Origin of the sequence: Peribacillus sp. FSL K6-5616, from assembly GCF_038008245.1 — a bacterium.
Lineage (GTDB): Bacteria > Bacillota > Bacilli > Bacillales > DSM-1321 > Peribacillus > Peribacillus frigoritolerans.
Map to the genome: position 1 here is coordinate 528,276 of NZ_JBBOYT010000001.1, position 19,300 is coordinate 547,575.

At 39.5% G+C, this 19,300-nt stretch carries 21 protein-coding genes; 11 read left to right on the forward strand and 10 right to left on the reverse strand.

Annotated elements, in window-relative coordinates; all coding sequences use genetic code 11:
* Window positions 1-17: 17 nt before the first annotated feature.
* From MHB45_RS02520 to arsC, 6 genes are all read left to right on the forward strand, one after another.
* Window positions 18-215: a hypothetical protein gene (locus MHB45_RS02520; protein ID WP_048689713.1), complete on the forward strand. Its 198-nt coding sequence runs from the start codon at window positions 18-20 to the stop codon at window positions 213-215.
* A 72-nt stretch (window positions 216-287) separates the two neighbouring features.
* Window positions 288-743 carry a MarR family winged helix-turn-helix transcriptional regulator gene (locus MHB45_RS02525; RefSeq protein ID WP_048689710.1) on the forward strand — a complete coding sequence of 152 codons (456 nt, stop codon included), beginning with the start codon at window positions 288-290 and terminating at the stop codon, window positions 741-743.
* 61 nt (window positions 744-804) lie between these two features.
* On the forward strand, window positions 805-2,178 hold the full coding sequence (locus MHB45_RS02530; protein ID WP_048689707.1) for an FAD-dependent oxidoreductase: 1,374 nt from the start codon (window positions 805-807) through the stop codon (window positions 2,176-2,178).
* 187 nt (window positions 2,179-2,365) lie between these two features.
* Window positions 2,366-2,707, forward strand: a complete 342-nt coding sequence (locus MHB45_RS02535) for an ArsR/SmtB family transcription factor (protein WP_048689705.1) — start codon at window positions 2,366-2,368, stop codon at window positions 2,705-2,707.
* A gap of 17 nt (window positions 2,708-2,724) precedes the next feature.
* Complete coding sequence (locus MHB45_RS02540; RefSeq protein ID WP_048689702.1) at window positions 2,725-4,023, forward strand: arsenical efflux pump membrane protein ArsB; 1,299 nt, start codon at window positions 2,725-2,727, stop codon at window positions 4,021-4,023.
* A gap of 32 nt (window positions 4,024-4,055) precedes the next feature.
* The gene (gene arsC / locus MHB45_RS02545) at window positions 4,056-4,475 is read left to right on the forward strand and encodes an arsenate reductase (thioredoxin) (protein WP_072272496.1); all 420 of its coding nucleotides are present in this window, start codon (window positions 4,056-4,058) and stop codon (window positions 4,473-4,475) included.
* 84 nt (window positions 4,476-4,559) lie between these two features.
* On the opposite strand, the gene MHB45_RS02550 is transcribed toward arsC, so the two are convergent.
* Entirely contained in the window at window positions 4,560-5,336 is a 777-nt protein-coding gene (locus MHB45_RS02550; protein ID WP_048689699.1) for a SurA N-terminal domain-containing protein, read from the reverse strand.
* 377 nt (window positions 5,337-5,713) lie between these two features.
* On the opposite strand from MHB45_RS02550, the gene MHB45_RS02555 reads away from it, so the two are divergent.
* Window positions 5,714-5,902, forward strand: a complete 189-nt coding sequence (locus MHB45_RS02555; protein WP_301294350.1) for an HD-GYP domain-containing protein — start codon at window positions 5,714-5,716, stop codon at window positions 5,900-5,902.
* A gap of 317 nt (window positions 5,903-6,219) precedes the next feature.
* Here MHB45_RS02555 and MHB45_RS02560 read toward each other — a convergent pair whose 3' ends face one another.
* Genes MHB45_RS02560 through MHB45_RS02570 form a run of 3 tightly spaced genes read right to left on the reverse strand, consistent with a single transcriptional unit; the run spans window position 6,220 to window position 8,756 of the window.
* A complete protein-coding gene (locus tag MHB45_RS02560) occupies window positions 6,220-6,774 on the reverse strand; it encodes a TVP38/TMEM64 family protein (protein ID WP_340907302.1) in 555 nt (184 codons plus the stop codon).
* Between the two features lies 1 nt (window position 6,775).
* The gene (locus MHB45_RS02565; RefSeq protein WP_048689691.1) at window positions 6,776-7,453 is read right to left on the reverse strand and encodes a response regulator transcription factor; all 678 of its coding nucleotides are present in this window, start codon (window positions 7,451-7,453) and stop codon (window positions 6,776-6,778) included.
* Window positions 7,431-8,756: a HAMP domain-containing sensor histidine kinase gene (locus MHB45_RS02570; protein WP_318260533.1), complete on the reverse strand. Its 1,326-nt coding sequence runs from the start codon at window positions 8,754-8,756 to the stop codon at window positions 7,431-7,433. Before MHB45_RS02570 ends, MHB45_RS02565 begins: the two co-directional genes overlap by 23 nt.
* 1,018 nt (window positions 8,757-9,774) lie before the next feature.
* Here MHB45_RS02570 and MHB45_RS02575 point away from each other — a divergent pair.
* Window positions 9,775-10,251: an Lrp/AsnC family transcriptional regulator gene (locus MHB45_RS02575; RefSeq protein WP_034315019.1), complete on the forward strand. Its 477-nt coding sequence runs from the start codon at window positions 9,775-9,777 to the stop codon at window positions 10,249-10,251.
* A gap of 34 nt (window positions 10,252-10,285) precedes the next feature.
* On the opposite strand, the gene MHB45_RS02580 is transcribed toward MHB45_RS02575, so the two are convergent.
* The 4 genes from MHB45_RS02580 to MHB45_RS02595 form a co-directional block, all read right to left on the reverse strand.
* On the reverse strand, window positions 10,286-10,837 hold the full coding sequence (locus tag MHB45_RS02580) for a chromate transporter (RefSeq protein ID WP_072272499.1): 552 nt from the start codon (window positions 10,835-10,837) through the stop codon (window positions 10,286-10,288).
* Window positions 10,837-11,424: a chromate transporter gene (locus MHB45_RS02585; protein ID WP_202186219.1), complete on the reverse strand. Its 588-nt coding sequence runs from the start codon at window positions 11,422-11,424 to the stop codon at window positions 10,837-10,839. Before MHB45_RS02585 ends, MHB45_RS02580 begins: the two co-directional genes overlap by 1 nt.
* A 417-nt stretch (window positions 11,425-11,841) precedes the next feature.
* On the reverse strand, window positions 11,842-12,714 hold the full coding sequence (locus MHB45_RS02590) for a DMT family transporter (protein ID WP_048689680.1): 873 nt from the start codon (window positions 12,712-12,714) through the stop codon (window positions 11,842-11,844).
* A 547-nt stretch (window positions 12,715-13,261) separates the two neighbouring features.
* The gene (locus MHB45_RS02595) at window positions 13,262-13,471 is read right to left on the reverse strand and encodes a hypothetical protein (protein WP_048689679.1); all 210 of its coding nucleotides are present in this window, start codon (window positions 13,469-13,471) and stop codon (window positions 13,262-13,264) included.
* Between the two features lie 466 nt (window positions 13,472-13,937).
* Here MHB45_RS02595 and MHB45_RS02600 point away from each other — a divergent pair, with 466 nt between their 5' ends.
* Both MHB45_RS02600 and MHB45_RS02605 read left to right on the forward strand, forming a co-directional pair.
* Complete coding sequence (locus MHB45_RS02600; RefSeq protein WP_072272501.1) at window positions 13,938-14,612, forward strand: response regulator transcription factor; 675 nt, start codon at window positions 13,938-13,940, stop codon at window positions 14,610-14,612.
* Window positions 14,609-15,607: a sensor histidine kinase gene (locus MHB45_RS02605; RefSeq protein WP_048689674.1), complete on the forward strand. Its 999-nt coding sequence runs from the start codon at window positions 14,609-14,611 to the stop codon at window positions 15,605-15,607. The genes MHB45_RS02600 and MHB45_RS02605 overlap by 4 nt, the downstream gene beginning before the upstream one ends.
* A 21-nt stretch (window positions 15,608-15,628) precedes the next feature.
* Here the strand turns inward: MHB45_RS02605 and MHB45_RS02610 are convergent, their stop codons facing one another.
* On the reverse strand, window positions 15,629-17,593 hold the full coding sequence (locus MHB45_RS02610) for an FtsX-like permease family protein (RefSeq protein ID WP_161922769.1): 1,965 nt from the start codon (window positions 17,591-17,593) through the stop codon (window positions 15,629-15,631).
* Window positions 17,590-18,336, reverse strand: a complete 747-nt coding sequence (locus MHB45_RS02615) for an ABC transporter ATP-binding protein (protein WP_340907308.1) — start codon at window positions 18,334-18,336, stop codon at window positions 17,590-17,592. The genes MHB45_RS02610 and MHB45_RS02615 overlap by 4 nt, the downstream gene beginning before the upstream one ends.
* Window positions 18,337-18,720: 384 nt before the next feature.
* On the opposite strand from MHB45_RS02615, the gene MHB45_RS02620 reads away from it, so the two are divergent.
* Complete coding sequence (locus MHB45_RS02620) at window positions 18,721-19,083, forward strand: group I truncated hemoglobin (protein WP_063591950.1); 363 nt, start codon at window positions 18,721-18,723, stop codon at window positions 19,081-19,083.
* Window positions 19,084-19,300: the final 217 nt, after the last annotated feature.

The window sequence follows — 19,300 nt, forward strand, 5'->3', positions numbered from 1 at the left end:
TAGGGGGTAAGAGGATTATGACAGTTAACCATTCAAGCGTATTGTCTGTTGGCTATTTTGATGCCTATTTCAAGCTGGTTTTAGCTTCTCGTGAACCTGTGGTGGAAAAGGCAAAAGAATTCATTAAAACCAACTTTTTTAAAGGCGAAGCGTGTTATTATGGCGAGCAAACTCACCGAAATTTCACGACGGCTTTTAACAAGCTAAAAAAATAAAAGAAAAAATAGTTGAATCGAATAGTTGCAAAATGCAAATAATTAGCGTATAAATAAAGTGAGGTGAAAGTAATGGAAAATGAAAACCTTAGAGGTCTCTTCCAACTCTTAACTAGACGTTTTGGATTATTGAATAAAAATTGCTGCAGCGCTGATGGAATTGAGGTATCCCTCGTTCAAAGCCATATCCTGTATGAAATAAACCGACAAAATAAGGCTTCCATCCAGCAAATTGCAGAAACATTGGGAACGGATATTACGACGTTCAGTCGACAAATCCAATCGCTAATAAAATTGAATTTGGTCACTAAAACACCTGATGCAAAAGATCGGAGAATTTCTATCCTTTCTTTGACCGATGAAGGCGTGAAAATCAATCAAACCATCGATCAGCAAATGAATGATTATTTGAATGAAATCTTCAAGACGATGAATGAGTTTGAAAAGGAATCCGTCGTGCGTTCCCTGAAATTGCTTAATGATAAAATGCTGAAGTCTTCCGTATGCTGTACTACTCCTTGGGGGTAGTATAATTTTCGATAATACTTGTAAATTACAACTTTTTAAAGGGATTTAGGAGGGAATAATCATGGTTCAATTCGATAAAAATGCATTACCCGTAGCAATTATAGGCGGAGGTCCTGTGGGGCTGGCCGCTGCCGCCCACTTACTAAAAAAAGGCGAGAAGTTTATCGTATTGGAAGCGGGGGATTCCGTTGGTTCGAGCATGCTGGAGTGGGGACACGTCCGAATGTTTTCTCCGTGGCAGTATAACATCGATCAAACAGCAAAGGAATTACTGGAGAACGCTGGTTGGGCTTCACCCAACAAAGAAGCTTTGCCGACAGGTCGCGAATTGGTAGAAGAGTATCTTCTGCCGCTAAGTAACCTTCCAGAAATAAAAGAACGGATTATGTTACAGGCAAAAGTAGTCGGTGTTGCCAAAAAGGCTCACGATAAGTTGAAAACAGGAAAACGGGACACGGTTCCCTTTCAATTGTATGTAGAAGTGAATGGTGACACAAAAGTGATTGAAGCGAAAGCAGTGATTGATTCATCAGGTACTTGGACCAATCCGAACCCGATCCTTTCCAACGGTATCTGGACGAATGCCGAGAGAAAATTACACAATCAAATCCACTATGGCATCCCGAACATCGAACAACTGGAAAACAGATATCAAAATAAAACCACCGTGGTAATCGGAAGCGGCCATTCTGCCATAAATGCCTTATTGGATCTGGCCATTTTACAGCAAAAATTTACGGATACCAAGATCTACTGGGTTCTTCGTAAAAAACAAATCCATGAAGTGTACGGTGGACAAGAAAACGACGGCTTGGCCGCTCGTGGAGAGTTGGGCATAAGAATTCAGCAATTAGTGGAGTCTGGACGAATCAATATTCTTATTCCCTTTCATATTAATGAAGTGTACCCAACAAACGATAAAATCACAGTGGTGGGAGAACTTGACGGAGAAGAATTCACACTCAGTGATATCGATGAAATCGTTGTGAGTACGGGCTTCAGACCTGATACATCCTTTTTAAATGAAATAAGGATAAACCTTGATTCAGCTGTGGAAAGCATAGAAGCGCTAGCTCCGCTAATTGATCCCAATATTCATAGCTGTGGAACCGTGCGACCGCATGGTGAACAAGAATTAAGGCACCCTGAAAAGAATTTTTATATTGTTGGCATGAAGAGTTATGGAAGAGCACCTACATTCCTATTGGCGACAGGCTACGAACAAGTCCGTTCGGTAGTGGCTTATCTCACAGGGGATGTAGAGGCGGCAAAAGAAGTACACTTGGAACTCCCTGAAACAGGAGTTTGCAGTGTGAATCTTGCATCTAATTCTTGCGATTCTGATCTTCCTGCAAATGAAACGAAGGATGGTTCTTGCTGTGGCAGCCCCGTTCTAGCGAGATTGGAGATCAAAAATAATTCTTGTTGTGAATGAAATAGAAAGACCAGTCTGAAACAAGGCTGGTCTTTTATAATTTCTTTGAAGTGCTGAATATTAAAGTAAGGAAATTATATGGTTGAATATTTAATGCTTGATTAAATAAGAATATGCTTATACAATAATGTTGAATAATTACATAAGCATATACTTATTTAACTTGGGCTAGGAGGGATGAAATGCAATGAATGAGGCGTTGGATATAGAAACCACGGCAAACATTCTTAAATTACTAGGTGATAAAACCCGTTTGACCATGATTAAGATCATGTCTGAGCATGAATGTTGTGTCTGTGAATTTGTGGATCTATTCGAGATGAGCCAGCCAGCTATAAGCCAGCATTTACGAAAGTTGAAAGATGGCGGGATCGTGAATGAAGCGAGAAGGGGACAATGGATATTTTACTCGTTAAATCAAACATCCTCGTATTACTCATTTATTCAAACGGTTATCAAGGATTTGCCAAGTCAAGCATTTAAAGTAGAAGAATTAACTGCACAAGGAAAACGAATTTGTTGTGACTAACGAGGAGGAGAACATAATTGGGTACAGTTATATTAGCTAGTATCATCTTTTTGCTGACATTGACATTCGTCATCTGGCAACCAAAGGGATTGTCAATCGGCTGGTCAGCATGCGGGGGGGCGGTACTTGCCTTACTCGTTGGGGTCGTTGACTTCAAGGATGTTATAACCGTTACGGGTATTGTATGGAACGCGACGTTGGCGTTCATTGCTATTATTATTATCTCCCTTATTTTAGATGAGATTGGATTTTTTGAATGGGCAGCCTTGCATATGGCTAGAGCGGCCAAGGGAAATGGAGTAAGGATGTTTGTGTATGTGAGCATTCTCGGAGCCTTAGTCGCTGCTTTCTTCGCAAACGACGGAGCCGCTCTTATCCTTACACCGATTGTATTGGCAATGGTTCGGAACCTGAAGTTGGAAGAGAGAATGATCTTCCCATTTATCATCGCGAGTGGGTTTATTGCGGACACTACATCCTTACCGCTTGTGGTAAGTAATCTGGTCAACATTGTTTCTGCTGACTTTTTTGATATCGGGTTTATTGAATTCGCCTCTAGAATGATCGTTCCCAACCTATTTTCATTAGCAGCAAGCATCCTGGTATTATATTTGTACTTTAAAAAGAGCATTCCGAAGAATTATGATATGGCTCAATTGAAGAAGCCAGTCGATGCCATTCGGGATGTGAAAATGTTTCGCGTGTCTGGGATTGTTTTAGGTGTTCTGTTGGTAGGCTACTTTATCAGTGAATTTTTGAACATTCCTGTATCCATCATTGCAGGTATTATCGCCATATTCTTCTTGTTTATGGCAAGACGAAGTCCAGCTGTAAATACCAAGACCGTTGTAAAAGGCGCACCATGGGCGATTGTGTTTTTCTCCATTGGTATGTATGTCGTGGTGTATGGATTGAGAAACGTTGGATTGACGAACATTTTAGCTGACCTTATCCAAGTTACCGCCGATCAAGGATTATTCGCTGCTACTGTCGGGATGGGCTTCATCGCAGCCATTCTTTCATCACTTATGAATAACATGCCGACGGTCATGATAGACGCTCTTGCCATTGATAGTACCAATACAACTGGTGCGATTAGGGAAGCCCTTATTTATGCAAATGTCATCGGTTCGGACTTGGGACCGAAAATTACACCGATTGGTTCTTTGGCTACGTTATTGTGGCTGCATGTCCTTTCACTAAAAGGCGTGAAAATCTCATGGGGAACCTACTTTAAAACAGGAATCATCTTAACCATCCCAACGTTATTCATCACATTGGTCGGCTTATATATATGGCTGCAAATTATTCATTAAACCTTACTTTACAAACAAAGGAGAGAAACCGCATGGCTAAGAAAACGCTATACTTTTTATGTACAGGTAATTCTTGCAGAAGCCAAATGGCAGAAGCATGGGGGAAGAAATATTTAGGTGACGAATGGCAGGTGCTTAGTGCAGGAATCGAGGCCCATGGGTTAAATCCCAAAGCAGTAAAAGCAATGAATGAGGTTGGGTTGGATATCTCCAATCAAACATCGGATATCATTGACCCAGATATATTGAATAATGCTGATTTTGTCGTTACATTATGTGGGGATGCGGCTGACAAATGTCCTATGACACCACCGCATGTTAAACGTGAACATTGGGGCTTTGATGACCCGGCAAAAGCGGAAGGAACTGATGTAGAGAAATGGGCAACCTTCCAACGTGTTCGAGATGAAATAGGTGAAAGAATTGCACGTTTCTCTAGAACCGGTGAATAAATGAAATGGAAAAGCCGTGGATGTTAGCAGGCGGACCAAAGACCATAAAGAAAGAGCTGCCAAATTCGGCAGCTCTTTTCATCATTAAATCTTAATATCGACCTTAGCATTTTTCTGAAGTTCTTCGACATGCTTCACAAGCTTTTCTTGTTTCTTTTGCTGCTCTAGTTGTTCCTTGATTTGCGGCTTCATTTCTTCGAGTTTCTGTACCTTCTGTCCGCTTGTTTTAGCTTGCTCCGCAACCTGGTCGTAATACTTTTGGATTTCTTCATCAGTTGCTTCTTCCACTTTAATCTCTTTTTCAACGTACTTCGTATATGGGATGTTCTCTGCGATCTGGGCATTCAGCATTTCCGAGTTCAGACCTGCTTGCTTCAATGCCGCCTTGAATTTTTCTTCACTCTCATATTGCTTCTTGATTTCGGCAAGTTGCTTTTCAATTTCGGCCTTGGAAGCTGTGTAGCCCTTTTTATCAGCTGCTTGAAGCAGCAATGTTTGCCCCACTAAAGAGTTGAGCGTTTGCTCTTTAATTTGTTTGGCGCCCTCCTTGGATGTTGGGTCTTGTCCGAATTGCTGCATCTGCATTTGTGTGGTGGACAACACGGTATTATATTCCGCACCTGAAATTTTTTCGTCATTGACGATGGCTACCGTTTTCTTTTCATCTACCTTTTGCTTGTCTAGTTTCTTTTGCATTTCTTCCATCTGTTTTTGCTGTTCCTCAGTTGCTTTAGCCGTTTCTTTCTCAGTTGTTTTAGTCTCTTTCTCGTCATTTTTCTTATCAGCTTCATCGTTCGAACCACAAGCCGTTAGAACAACTGCCAATAATCCAATGATGATTGGGTACAATAGTTTCTTCATATTTCAGTCTCCTCTCGTATTCAATGCTAAAAAATCATCTAATGCGCATTATAAAGGAATTTCCCATTAAAACACAATAAATTCATTCTTTTTTCCAGAAAACAGGAAGATAGTATAGGCATCATCTCATTATATAAGTGTAACATTCGCGGAAATGAACCCATTTACCCTTCGTCATGCAATATGCTTAAAAGGACCTGGTGCAGACAGAAACTTGTCATCTATCTCTTACTCACAAAACGATGCTTAGTAACTATTGTATATAAAACTTGTATGGTATTGTATACCTTATCATCCGGATATAGTTCATTTAACCTATCTTCCAAATCATGAACGGAGTGAGCCGTGACAATGAGAATAGTGACTAAGAGACAGAGTTGGAAATCCAGCAGATTATTGGAGGTATAGATTTTGAAAGGGAAATCAACAATGATGTGATCAGCAGCCTGGAAGTGGCTGAAAACATCATCCTCCATCATCATGAAAAATGGGATGGAACGGGATATCCCCACCGTTTGAAAGGGGAGGAAATCCCTTTGGAAGCTCGAATCGTAGCCAGTGTTTGATGCATTGACCAGCATAAGGCCTTATAAAGATTCCTGGTCAGTGGAGCGGGCATTATTTTTCATAAACGAACAAAAAGGAAAGCATTTCGACCCATCCATTGTGATGTCTTACTTTTGCTATTTTGATGAAAGGCGGCACAGAAAAAAAGGCGCGATACTGTTCGCAGCACAGGGATATAGTAAATTGCGAACTGGTCGCCTTCTGGATCTGGTCGTTAACCCATGGAGATAAAGGGGTAACGATTCTTGAAAAAACTAAGGAGTTTGTAAAATGGTAAATGGATCGCTTCAATTTACCAAAAAAGTAGTGAAGCTTTTTACTCCCTTCCTTTTTTCTTATTTCTATTAAAATAATAAACGACTGCGATTACGAGAATCAACAGTATCAAAACAATTCTTACATCGTCCGATGCCTTCAATACCTGTGTTACCGAATATGCCTCGACAAGGAGGGCAGGCAGTTTTCCGATGGAGGTGGCGAGGAAGAAAATCATCATTCCCGTCTTGCTTAATGCTGCTGTTAGGTTGATTACGCCGGATGGTATAAAAGGAAGGAGCCTAAGCATCAGGATCATCCAAAATGCATGGAACCCTTGTGACTTTTGCAGCTTCTTGACCCACCGGTTCTTCATGAACTCGGGTTTGAATGTTTGAAAGCCCTTTCGATATAACCAAAAGCTGACCACTGCACCGGCAATTTCTCCCATGTAAGAAAGGATCAATCCCTTTTCAAATCCAAATACGCTGATATTGGCGGCCGTGATGAATACACTTGGAATAAAACCAAGCACGCTGATCAATATATTGAATACTAAACTTACACCAATGGAGAAAGGGCCGCTGGATAGTAATGCCTCAGAAATGAAATTCATATCAATCCACAGAACTCCATTTATACCCGATGCCCCAGACCGTTTTCAAATGTTGATCTGCTGGAAAACCGGCATGACGCAATTTCTCTCTAATATTTCGAATATGGGAATCGATTGTCCGATCTTCGGTATCCGTTTTAAAACCCCATATGGTCGAAAGCAGGTGGTCTCTGGAATACACTTGATCTGGGGATTTTAAAAACAAGCACAGCAGTGAGAACTCTTTCGGTGTTAATGGAATTGTTTTGGTATCATAATGTGCTTCATAAGCAGATTCATTTAATTTTAGCCCCCTAAAGGTCAAAGAATCATCCTGATTATGCACCCGCCGCGTCACTGCTTCGATTCTGGCGAGTAAAACATCTTCATGAAAGGGTTTCGTAATATAATCATCTGCACCCTTTTTCAACCCTTTCACCATTTCTTGTGCAGCATCCCGGGCGGTGAGCATGATTATGGGAATGCTGGAAAACGCACGGATCCTTTCGCACGTTTCCCACCCATCCATCTCAGGCATCATTACATCAAGAAGTACTATGTCCGCATGTTCACGCGCTAAGAACTGTAAGGCTTCAAGTCCAGATTTCATCTTCAGGCATGTATATCCGTGAGGTTTAATGTATAGCTCTAATAGATCAAGCATTCTCTGTTCATCATCAACCAGAACTACTGTCTTCATTTGTTTTCTCCTTAAATGTGATAGTGAAGCACGTTCCTTGCTCCAAGTTGCTTTTAACCGAAATGGTTCCACCTTGTATCTCCACTAATTGCTTGACAATGGAGAGCCCCAATCCGAATCCGCCGGTATCTCTGGCACGTGATTTCTCGACACGATATAAACGATCAAAGATATGGGGGACATCTTCAGGTGGAATGCCAACCCCTTGATCGATTATGGAGATGGAAATCCAGCCATTGCATTCAGTGGCTTTGATGGTGGTGACTGTATATTCGTTCGAGTACTTCAGTGCATTATCCAACAGGTTAAGAATGACTTGCTCAAACCGTGAGGGATCTATATCTATAAATAAGTCATCCTTGCATTCCAGATTCAATTGAATTCTTTCATTTGCAAAAGCCGGCAGCACTTTTTCATGAATGTTTTGCAGGAATGAAAAGAGCTGGACGATTTCTTTTGATATGGTGAATGTATTTACATCCATTCTAGCCATATTGAATAGTTCGTCCAATAATCTGTTTAATCGTTCGGATTCATCATGGATGATCTCTAAGTATCTTGTTCGTTCGGATGCATCCAAATCTTTCCGTCGGGTTATATCAGCATATCCCTTGATATAAGTTAGCGGCGTGCGCAGTTCATGGGAGATACTTGCCAAAAATTCATTGCGTTCCTTCTTTAAATAGTTCAATTCATTAGCCAAGCTTTGAATTGATTGGGCAAGCTCCCCGAGCTCATCATGTGATCGTACCGGCACAGCCACTGAAAAATTCCCTTTGCTGAGTTTGGTTGTCGCTTCCTTCATCGAAATAAGCGGTCTAGTCAAAGCTTTTGATAGAAAATAGATGGTGATAAGCATGAATAAAAGGAGCAATGCAGTCGCAAAAAGGAAATGCCTATTCAATTGTGCGATTAAATCCTCAACATCTCTAGTATCTTTGAACATATAAACATAGCCTTTTTTTTCTTTATCACTGATAAATGGCGTAACGGTGGCTATATATCTTTCATCCTTCCAACTTGATTGGAGGACCATACCTTTTCGGGGTACTTGGGGGATGTTTTTTGCCAAGATTTTGTTCATTCCCCCATTTACCTTTGCGGAAGATATCAGAATATCTCCTCTTGTATTCGTAATCACGACATCTGTATCGGTATGGTATTCCATCAGGCCGATATGCTTAAGGGTAGAGTCGGAATACGTGATTTCCAACACATCACGATGACTATTGCCACGGGCCTTCAGTGATTCCAATTCTTGATTGATACGGGAATGGATCACTTTATTATGCAAGTAAATCATGGAGACGGTTTCCATCAAAAAAATGCAAATAAATATAGATAGTCCGAGTTTAAAGGAGATTTTCAGGATTATTCACCTTCTTATTGAATAAAGTCAGTTTAGCGAAAAAGTATGAAGAAAGTATGCAGTTTATTTCAATTTCTTCGCATCTATTAAACAACGATAATCCGAATGATGACTTGTTGCAAGAGAGACATTCCGTTTAATGGGCCAAAACTGTCACTTTTTTAAGTCCTGTGCAGGGGGGAATCAGGTTGTATTTAGCCACTTCTCCCAAAACATATACGTAGGATTGCTATGCGGCAACCGTGGAAGAACATAATTTTCCACGCGAAACCATTAAACATAACACTTTTCGAAGTTGTTACTAATTATTCATATAGAACTTATTTTAATTACACCTCTAACGAATGGAAACTGCCGTGAAAATGGACCGTTTCTTAACTTAGTTTATACAAAATGTTTTGTATTAAGGAAACATTTTGTCGTGAATGAATACTATGTAAAAAAGGAGCTGATCCATATGAATTGTACAAACCGTACGCAGAAAAAAATAATGGCATATTCCGCTTTATTCAAAAAAATGGGCATTCTCAATGATGAGGAATACAAAAATATCGCAAAGACCTTTCAATCAAAGGGTTGAGGAAGTGTCCCTTGGATATTCATAAACTTTTATCCTGCAGTATACGGTCTGTAAAACCCCCGCCTTTCAATCTTAGAAAAGGAGGGGGACTGCAGACTATTAGGATATCAAGGAAGTGTGGGCGATGTTGTCAATTTGTCGGGCTCTAAGTCTATCGATCTTTTTGGCGGCTGCACCCAGCTGGTTGAATTGATCACCTTAAGTTTGAAAATTACATAAACGATGGACATTTCTTGGCAAGTAGGAGGGAGTTCATTGAAAAGGGATACGAAAAAATTTCTTGCATTATGAGTAGTGAAAAGGAAGTTTGTTGTGATCCGATGGTGTTCTCTGCGATAATGGAGTAAAGAAATTGAAAAGGAGTTACGTAAGATGGCGGAGGACTTTAAGATTCCCAGCTTGAAAGTTGATGAGATTGATAAGAAAATCATATCGGTTTTACATGAAGATGCACGAATTTCATATACCGACTTAGCGAAGAAAGTGGAGCTTTCCAGAGTTGCGGTTCAGATGAGAATTAATCATCTAGTTGAAAACGGTGTGATCGAGAGGTTCACTGCGGTCATAAATCCAGCTAAGGTCGGCATCCATGTTTCGGCATTCTTTAACGTGGAGGTTGAGCCAAAATATCTGGAATCGGTCGCGCAGCAATTAGAAAGTGAACCGGCTGTTACGAGTTTATATCATATGACCGGTCCGAGTAAACTCCATATGCACGGAATCTTTACTGATAATCAAGAGATGGAACGCTTTCTTAATGAGAAACTGTATGCGGTCGTCGGTGTTGTCAGCGTTGATTGCCAAATTCTCATTAAACGTTATAAAAGCCGGATGGGCATGAAGCTTTAATAAAAAAATCCCCCTATACAGGCGGATTTTTTATTTATGTGAGCGGGATGATAAAGCCGCCATACGTAAAGGCAAGAATGATTACGAATGCAGGGTGGATCTTGAATTTACCTAAAGCCAAGAAGGCCAATCCAGCGATGAAGACTGAATGGATGTAGCCGATGGACCCGACCGCGTCCGCGGCCATATTCCAGGTGAGCAATAACATCATGATCGCGATCACGGGCTGTACGAGTAGTGACATGCCTTTTACGATAGGCGATTGCTTGTATTTTCGCAGGATTTTTAATAGATAGATCAAAGCCACGGCTGAAGGGATGATCGTGCCTGCCAATGCAGCTAGAAAACCTGGCCAGCCATATACATCATATCCGACATATGCGGCTATTTTCGTGGCGATGGGTCCAGGGAGTGAATTTCCTAACGCGAGCATTTGTGAGAACTCGGTATTATCAAGCCAGCCATAACGGGTGACGATTTGATCATACATAAGCGGAATCGAAGCTGGACCTCCGCCGTAACCAAGAATATTGGCAATGAAAAACGCTAGAAAAACAGTAACTCCTATTGGTATGATAATACCCATTAAGCGGATTCCTCCTTCCTATCAGTCTTTTTATTTTTCAATCTATCCTTTAATTTATAATGAAACGCCCCATATAAAAGAAACATCATAATGACGATACCCGGATGCAGGGAAATGACCTGCAGAAGCAAAAAGGAAATCGCAAAAAAGGTGATTCCGAGCACTTTTCCTAACCCTTTTACCGCCTTTTCGCCAAACTCATAAGCCATTTGACCAAGCATGACAGCGACAACCGGCATGACAGCAGCGATCATATTACTGATCATTGCCGAATTACTTAGAACATTAATGAACGCAATCAAGAAAACCATCGCAATGCATGAAGGTAATACGTGAGCCGCCACACTTACGATGGCTCCCGGCCAGCCTTTTAATTTATAACCAAGATATGCTGCCATCTTCGTGGCAATCGGTCCTGGGAGTATATTGGCAATTGCCAATGTGTCCCCGAATTCATCATCGTCAAGCCAGTGATAACGGGAAACTGCTTCGTGGCGGATGAGCGGGATGACAGATGGCCCGCCGCCGAATCCTAATATCCCCGTTCTCATCATTCCAATCGTCAATTCCGTATATGGATTTTTCACAAACGATTCCTCCTTTGTTATAAAATTCAGCATTCATTTCCAAGATTATGAATTAATGATAACAAAAATTCTTTCGAAATGTACAAAAAATTATGATAATAATTACGTAATGAATGTATTTTTGGGGGTTTTCGATATAATGGGTTGAAATAAACAAAAGAAAGTATCTTTTTGCCTTGAGGAAGGAAGTTTGGATTACATTAGACAAACAAGCAAGTATAATGCTTTTCCCATTAGTGCGATGGATTATTGGATTCCGCCTTATGGGGGATAAGAAGGAGAAATTATAAACAAAAAAACAACTTTTCTACAAGCCCCCTTTATAAACCTAAAAATACCCTATGGGCAGCCTGTTTCAGAGTGACTGCTCTATAAGGTACATTTTTTAATATATAATTCTAATAAACTTAATGTGGGTCATTCTTCCCGAATGACTAATAGCACACCGGTAAAAATTAAGATCGTACCGATCCAAAAAGACAAGCCGATTTGTTCACCTAGCATTAACCAACCTAAAAAAGTACCGACTATAGGCTGTAAAAAGAAAAATAGTCCGCCACTTGAAGCAGTAAGCATTTGCAGTCCGCGATTCCACAGTAAAAAGGCACATGCTGTTGAAATAACGCCCAAGTATAGAATGCCGCCCCATATGGATGGATGCATGATGGCTTGAAAGTCAAGCTCATCCAATCGACTAATCGTAACAGGTGCTAAAAAGACAATTGCCACAAGCACGGCATAGGTCGTAATAACAATTTGTGAATATTGCCCTGGTACACGTTTGATTAGAACAGACATAAGGGCCCAAGTTAACGCAGCAATAAGCAGTGATACGCCCCCAAGTTGGTGAGATGAGCCAATATGGGCATTTCCGACAATGATACCGACACCGAGTGTCGCTAAAATAACAGAAATAGATTTTTTTAAAGTGATCTTTTCTTTTAAAACGATACGTGCAAATATCACCATGAATGCAGGGGTTGTTGAAGTGATGATGGCCCCCATTTGTGCGGTGGATAGCAGCGTACCGACTTCCTGGGTTACGATGGAAATGGTGTTCCCAACAAGTCCTATAATGAAAACCAAAAGCCAGTCCCGTTTGTCAATCCGCCAAGATTGTTTTGTTATTAAACCAATTGTCAGCAATGCTAAAATCGCAATTACATATCGTAATAATACTAATTCAAGCGGCGGAACAACGTCTACCACAACTTTTACCACAACATACATCCCGCCCCAAATGCTGGCAGCGAGTGATAAATATAAAGAACCTATTATAGTGTTTTTCATTTTTGTACCCTCCGTTTTAACTAAACATTCCAGTCCCTAACGGAGATGCAAGTTTTCTGCCGTTAAGGAAGAAAAACTGCAGGTACATCATTTTCGAATAGTGGTGACCACAACATCAGCTTTCAGCTCTCTTTCCAAAAATATTTATTTTCAATGATGTTAGCTAATTAAAAAGCTATTCGGAGCTGCTACCGATCATTCGTTTCAAACGTCAGTAAGTTATTACCATACTCATTTAAATATACAAGATTTCAGATTAATAAAACAACAAATTATAGTATTAAACTTAGCGTACCATTAAAATCATTCGCATTATACTAAAACGTAAAATTCAGGAAAAAACCCAACCCTAAAAACTGGTGGGGTTTCTATTTGGTTCATGGATTCTAGTTGGAATAGAAAGAGGGATTTATAGGGAAGGGAAACAGATGGTACAGTAATGATGCTGGAAATAAAAGGTGGATTAGGATTAATTGGCTCCCTTAAAGAGTTTAATCCTAATCCACCGTTATGGTGAATTCAGTGCATGTCCTTTCCGGAAGCATCACTATCCGTTATATTTTCTTTCGATTTTCCTGAACTCATCCGATAGTTCAAATAACGTGTGTAAGACGGCTGTTTGAATATATAGATTCATATAATTATCATTGCTCTTCTTTTGAAAAGATAAATCATGCTTTTCATTGATTTTCCGAGTTATACATTCATTAATTTCGCTCCACATTTCTTTCGTTCCTTCTTTAAGTTTAGTCTCCATAATCTCCCACTCCTTTTTTATTAGTTTATCCAATCTATTACATTCTTATACTTATTTTTTGGCCAAACTGGTAACTTTTTTATCTTAAAATTAATGTCTTCAGTTTTTTTGGGTATCCTTCTGTTTGAGTGCAAAGTCGAAAAATAGGATATGTCATTACCCATTGGTGGTTATTTAATTGCTGAAAAAATATTGTCGACTAACACTATTCGCTTCAAAGTTAAAACAAAGCTGATTGGTACGGATGGCGGACCGCCCGCGGAAAGCGAGTGCCTGGATTCAACGTTCAAATTGTACATTCCCTAAAAGGGGGGCAGGGTGTCACTATCTCATTCCTTCTCTATAGTTACTTTAATTGAGTCATATTCTTGAGTGATGTATTGTACAAATGACAGGAGTTTGGAATAATTAGCATAATGATATTAAAGAACATGTAAACCTTTATCGATTCGAATAGGAGATTGTTATGTTTAAAATTATGATAGTTGAAGATGATGAAAAAATTAGAAAAATTGTGGCTGATACGCTAACAAAATGGAAATACGACGTTGTGGGGATAATGGAATTTGACCACATTTTAGATGATTTTGAGAAATTCCAGCCTGATTTGGTACTATTGGATATAAACTTGCCAACCTTTGATGGCTTTTATTGGTGTCAGCAGATCCGTGCAATCTCAAGTGTGCCCATACTGTTCCTTTCCTCTAGAAATCAAAACATGGACATCATCATGGCCATTAATATGGGAGGGGATGATTTTATCCAGAAGCCATTTGATTTAGATGTTCTTGTAGCAAAAATCAGTGCATTGCTACGCAGGAATTATACCTATCAAAATGGACATAACCTAAAACTGACGCACCGGGACTTGTCTTTGCATGTAACAAACTCAACTATCCAATTTGAGGAACAATCCATTGAACTATCACGTAATGAGTTCATCATTTTGCAGTTGATGATGCGCAGAATAGGGAAAATTGTACCCAGAGAGGACTTGATGCAAGCTCTTTGGAATGATGAACAGTTTGTCGACGATAATACACTGACTGTTAATGTAAATCGGTTAAGGCGTAAGATTACTGGAATTGGATTAGAAGACTTTATTGTGACACGTAAAGGAATGGGGTATCTGATCGAATGAGGTTCATCCAATTTTTAAAATATGAGAAGCCTTATATCGTTTTATTCGTTTTTATCTTTTGCATGGTTTCTGCCGTGTTTTACACGGACCCCAATATGACATGGAGCTGGAACACTTTTCTATATGCGGGGGCATTAACCCTATTCGTATTGATTATTTTCTTTTTGTATCGGTATCAGCAAAGTTTACGTGCAATCCGGGCAAGGGGTGACGAAGATCATGAGAACCTTTCTTTGGAGGCAGCCTCTTTACAGCATTTGTTTGAAGAGAAGGAAAGGGAACATATTAGGTCTCTCAATCAGATTCATGAGAAGCAAAACGAGTATTATGATTTTATTGTTTCGTGGTTTCATGAAATTAAAACACCCATCTCAGTGCTGCGATTGATGCAGCAAACAGAAATCGATGCCAAGATTTTTCATGATGAGGTATCAAGGATAGAGCATTATGTGGATCAGGCACTTTATTACGCAAAGTTGGATAACTTCAATCAGGATTATGACATCAAGAATTGTGATTTGGACCAATTGGTGAAAGAGGTCATAAAAACTCATTCCAAAACATTTATTTCCAAGAAAATCCGCCTTCGGTTACAGATTGAACCAACCACCATCCAAAGTGACCCCAAGTGGCTGCAATTCATCCTGAATCAATTAATTTCAAATTGCTTGAAGTATACGCAAGAAGAAGGGGAAATAAAGATTGAGACAGGTTCTGATTTAAAAGAAAAGCAGCTGATCATTAGAGATAATGGAATTGGTATAGAAAAAACTGATTTACCAAGGATATTTAATAGGGGTTTTACAGGATCCAACGGGCGTACCTACACAAAATCCACAGGGATGGGGTTATATTTAGCACAGCAGTTATCCAATAAGCTTGGTCACTATATCACCTGTACCTCTGAAACGGGTTTGTATACCGAATTTGCCATGCACTTTCCCAAAAATGTCGATCCCTATTTCAATATGCAAAAAAACGCAATGAGACCTTGATGAAGGCCATTGCGTTTTTTATTAATATTTCTGATTTACGATTTTGTAGTAGAGATTCGCGGAAGATAGATAAAACAATACATAGATCACAAAGTATATAGCAAAGATGAACCAGAGCATGGAGGTAAGCTGCGGGAAATCTTGTACTGAATCCAGGATATAGTATTTTAAAATGAGCCAGCTGTGTAAAATGCCTAAAACTAGCGGAGGGAAGAAAACAAAGAGAAGTTGTTTACGGATCACGCTTTTCAATTCACGGTCTGCGGTTCCGATCTTCCGCAGAATGGAATACTGCCTTTGTTCTTCCGTTGCTTCCCGCAATTGTTTAAAGTAAATGACGCTGGCCAATGCAAACAAGGCAATGACAGCCAGGAAAGCAGCTGCAAATAACATTAAAGATGAACCTTCTATTTGCTTTGAATACACATCGGCAAACGAAGAATAGTAAGTGTCGGGCTTCTTCGTAACAATGGCATGTATATCAGTTGATAAGGATTCAGCCTGCTTCTCATTTTCGATTTCATAAATTTCAAAATGTACCGTTTTGGCTTTGCTTTTTAAGTTTTGATAAGCCTCATCTGAAATAATCAGGACTGCAGGCTTTAATATCATGGATTGAACAGGGTCGCTGGCCCAGCCTAATAATGCGTAATCTTTTTTCTCTATTAGTTTTAGAGTGATATCTTCATTTACATTCACTTTAAAACGTGGAAGCCGATCGGAGGGGAAGGGCTTTGGGTAATCTGTTCCTTGTGACAAAGTTACAGCTTCCATATCTTCTAAATGGATTTCCTCCTGGTTTCCGCGCAATGAGATGATTTCGTTATATGCTTTTTCTGGAAAAAGAAAAACGTCCTTTGAAAAATACTCAGGGTTCTCAAAAGCAAGGTCCATGTTTGTATTCGGCTTTCCTACTAAGGCTTCCAGAGTTTTATGATATTCAATTGAGTGGTCGGAATTTTTTATCTTAGCATCAATTTTCTCGTTAGTTTCCTTATCCAATGATTGGAACGCAATATCATTCGGTAGATTCCTGCCGACAGCTTCAAACTGGACAGCGTAATTGATCGAAACGAATCCGATCAAGAAAATGATGGTCGCACTGAACAAAGAGATGAAGGTAAGGTTTAACGTATTCGACCTTATTTGGAAGCGTAATGACGAGATCCACAATACCCGATTGCCTTCATGAAAGTTATGTTTCTGGCGGATCTTTTGCAGCAGCCAGCCGGAGAACTGACGGAAGAACAAATACGTTCCGCCAATCATGCCGACTGTGACAGCAATCATGGCAAAAGTTAAGTGATCTTGCCATATGCTTGATTCTTTGCCCCGGCTTATCAGAAAGAATTCCGTTGCTAATAACATTAACGATAAAGCTGCCATAATGAACGAAGAGGGTATCGGTTTTTCCATTTTCTCTTTTGCATGAAACAACTCCACGAGTTGTACGCGACTGATCATGAAGAAACTTTGGATACTTGCAATGATGGCTAACAAGAGAAACAGGAAGATTGTCGACCCGATCGCTTGATAAGGAAAATTAAGCGTAATGACATTATCGTATTGCATTAAATTCATTAATGCCATACCGAAAAACTTGGACAGCAGACCGCCAAGGAGTATTCCAATTACAAGTGAGAATGATCCAATGAGCAGATTTTCAACGAATACCATTCGAGTAATCTGGCTTTCTTTCATACCTAGCAGCAAATAGAGTCCAAATTCCTTTTTTCTTTGCTTCATAAAGAAAGAGTTAGCATAAAGAATAAAGAAAATGATAAAGAGGAAGATGACCACCGAGGCAATCGACACCCCCGTTTGAAAACTCTCCTTATTATTGAGTACATCCAATATATCCTGGTTATACATCAGTGATGAGAAGGTGAAATGGACCATCACACCTGTAATCATGGCAAACAGATAAATCGTATAAACTCGGAAATTGCGCTGAACGTTCCGGAACGTCATATTCAGTAAATTCACCTTTGATTCCCTCCCATGGCACTCTGGATGTGAAGGATCCGATCAAAGAAGTCACTTTGACTTTGGTCACCTTTATAAAGCTCGTTTACGATTCCCCCATCACGCAGGAAGATGACTCGTTTACAGAAGCTTGCTGCATAGGAATCGTGTGTAATCATGAGGATCGTCGTTTGAAACGTTTCATTCAAGCCCGATAACTGTTCCAATAATTGTGTGGCCGATCTCGAATCAAGAGCGCCTGTAGGTTCATCTGCAAAAACTATCGCAGGGTTTGTAATAATGGCGCGCGCCGATGAGGCCCGTTGTTTCTGGCCGCCAGAAACTTCTGTAGGGTATTTATCCTGAAATTCTTCAATATTCAATGCCTGAATGACTGGTCTCAGCCTTCTTTCCATCTCATCCGATGAGAATTTCCTTAATGAAAGAGGCAGAAGAATGTTCTCCTTAATCGTTAAAGTATCAAGCAAGTTGTAATCTTGAAAGATGAACCCCATTCGTTCTTGGCGAAATGTGCGCAATGCTTTTTTGTTCAAATCCAACAGGGCCTGCTCTTCAAGCCAGACTTCCCCGCCAGAAAATTTATCAATTGTCGATAACACATTCATCAGTGTTGTTTTTCCTGAACCGGAAGGCCCCATAATAGCTGTAAATTCACCCGAAGTTATGATCAGGTCAATATTTTTTAAAACCTGTGCCTTTCCATAGGATTTTGATAAATTTTTAGTTTGTAATACTTTTTTCAACGTAAATCTCCTCCTCATGTTACATACTATAAAATTCATCCCTTTCCCCACCATAGATGTAACAGGAAGTAAGATTACAATTTTGTCACATTACAATTTGAAAATGAAAATAACAGCTTGAACAGTGAATGTAATAAATGAAATTACCTATATCAATTATGCATTTTCAGCAACTTAGTGGCAACAAGTTGAAATAATGGGGGTTAAATGGATTACGATCATTTTCTAATGAACTAACCGGTTCTTTACTTCACTTTCGGAATTTAAGGGGACAGGTTAGTTGCAAGGATGCTAGAGCAGAAGGAGATATTATTGAAAGATAAGGAATAAAATCAAATTTTCTACAAAGAATACTTCTATTAATTACAAATTAGGAGTGTGGATATGGAACAAACACTATATGAAAAAGTTGGCGGAGAAGAAGCGATAGCAAAAGTTGTGGACTATTTTTACTCCGAATTGGTTCTTAAAGATGAGACAGTTAATCATTTTTTTGAAAAAACGGATATGGAAAAGCAACGGAGTCATCAGACAAAATTTATTAGTTTTGCATTAGGCGGCCCAAAACAATATTCTGGACAATCCATGGCAAAGGCGCACCAAGGATTGAATCTGCAACCAGACCATTTCAATGCCATTGTCAAACATCTTAACGATGCACTTGCTCACTTTGGAGTGAATGAAGCTGACATAGATACAGCTTTGACTAAAGTTGCTTCACTAAAAGATGATATTTTGTATAAATGAATATCGATCCATCCCCCATTATCTGGGGTTTTTATTTGGATTTTTTATCCTTTTGTTACATGTTTTTGACTTCCAAAAGAATGATTTTTAAATGAAGTTGCGTTTTAAGAAAATTACAAAGACAATGACCGTTTTGTAAAATTCAGAAAAATGGAAAATATATTATTGACTTATGTCTGGAGTATTATGTATTATGTATACATAACACATATGAGAA

Excerpts from the sequence above, each read along its gene's own strand:
- MHB45_RS02520 (WP_048689713.1), top strand. The coding sequence starts at position 18 with ATGACAGTTAACCATTCAAGCGTATTGTCTGTTGGCTATTTTGATGCC.
- MHB45_RS02525 (WP_048689710.1), top strand. The coding sequence starts at position 288 with ATGGAAAATGAAAACCTTAGAGGTCTCTTCCAACTCTTAACTAGACGT.
- MHB45_RS02530 (WP_048689707.1), top strand. The coding sequence starts at position 805 with ATGGTTCAATTCGATAAAAATGCATTACCCGTAGCAATTATAGGCGGA.
- MHB45_RS02535 (WP_048689705.1), top strand. The coding sequence starts at position 2,366 with ATGAATGAGGCGTTGGATATAGAAACCACGGCAAACATTCTTAAATTA.
- arsC (WP_072272496.1), top strand. The coding sequence starts at position 4,056 with ATGGCTAAGAAAACGCTATACTTTTTATGTACAGGTAATTCTTGCAGA.
- MHB45_RS02550 (WP_048689699.1), bottom strand. The coding sequence starts at position 5,336 with ATGAAGAAACTATTGTACCCAATCATCATTGGATTATTGGCAGTTGTT.
- MHB45_RS02560 (WP_340907302.1), bottom strand. The coding sequence starts at position 6,774 with ATGAATTTCATTTCTGAGGCATTACTATCCAGCGGCCCTTTCTCCATT.
- MHB45_RS02565 (WP_048689691.1), bottom strand. The coding sequence starts at position 7,453 with ATGAAGACAGTAGTTCTGGTTGATGATGAACAGAGAATGCTTGATCTA.
- MHB45_RS02570 (WP_318260533.1), bottom strand. The coding sequence starts at position 8,756 with ATGATTTACTTGCATAATAAAGTGATCCATTCCCGTATCAATCAAGAA.
- MHB45_RS02575 (WP_034315019.1), top strand. The coding sequence starts at position 9,775 with ATGGCGGAGGACTTTAAGATTCCCAGCTTGAAAGTTGATGAGATTGAT.
- MHB45_RS02580 (WP_072272499.1), bottom strand. The coding sequence starts at position 10,837 with ATGGGTATTATCATACCAATAGGAGTTACTGTTTTTCTAGCGTTTTTC.
- MHB45_RS02590 (WP_048689680.1), bottom strand. The coding sequence starts at position 12,714 with ATGAAAAACACTATAATAGGTTCTTTATATTTATCACTCGCTGCCAGC.
- MHB45_RS02595 (WP_048689679.1), bottom strand. The coding sequence starts at position 13,471 with ATGGAGACTAAACTTAAAGAAGGAACGAAAGAAATGTGGAGCGAAATT.
- MHB45_RS02600 (WP_072272501.1), top strand. The coding sequence starts at position 13,938 with ATGTTTAAAATTATGATAGTTGAAGATGATGAAAAAATTAGAAAAATT.
- MHB45_RS02605 (WP_048689674.1), top strand. The coding sequence starts at position 14,609 with ATGAGGTTCATCCAATTTTTAAAATATGAGAAGCCTTATATCGTTTTA.
- MHB45_RS02620 (WP_063591950.1), top strand. The coding sequence starts at position 18,721 with ATGGAACAAACACTATATGAAAAAGTTGGCGGAGAAGAAGCGATAGCA.